Raw genomic sequence first — 542 nt, forward strand, 5'->3', positions numbered from 1 at the left:
ATGGACACCGGCGTCGTCAGGCCGGAGACGATCCCGCGGGAGGTCGGCGACCTCCTGACCCGGATGTACCCGCCGGACGTGGCGTACACCACGCGGATCGTCCAGCCGCTGATCGAGACGGTCCAGATCGCCGCGCTGGGGACGCTCGGCGCCCTGGTGCTCGCGATTCCGGTGGCGCTGCTCGCCGCCGAGAACACCACGCCGAACGGCGCGACCTTCTGGCTCGGGAAGCTCATCGTGACGGTGAGCCGGTCGGTCAACACCATCATCTGGGCGCTGTTTTTCGTCGTGCTGTTCGGGTCGGGACCGCTCGCCGGCGCCGTCGCCATCGTGTTCCGCTCGGTCGGCTTCCTCGGGAAGCTGCTCGGCGAGGAGATCGAAGAGATCGACTTCGGGCAGGTCGAGGCGGTGCGGGCGTCCGGCGCGTCGCAGGCGCAGGTGTTGCTCTACGGCGTCCTCCCGCAGGTCAAGCCCGCGCTCGTCGGGCTGGCGATCTACCGGTGGGACATCAACATCCGCGACTCGACGGTGCTCGGCTTCGT

Annotated in this window: 1 protein-coding gene; it reads left to right on the forward strand. The window is 69.2% G+C overall.

Features of this window, described 5'->3' with window-relative positions; all coding sequences use genetic code 11:
- Positions 1-542: phosphonate ABC transporter, permease protein PhnE (gene phnE, locus EXE45_RS17595; RefSeq protein ID WP_137695096.1), on the forward strand; the 542-nt coding region annotated here is incomplete at both ends.

Source organism: Halorubrum sp. SP9 (assembly GCF_005435015.1).
Taxonomy (GTDB): Archaea; Halobacteriota; Halobacteria; order Halobacteriales; family Haloferacaceae; genus Halorubrum; species Halorubrum sodomense.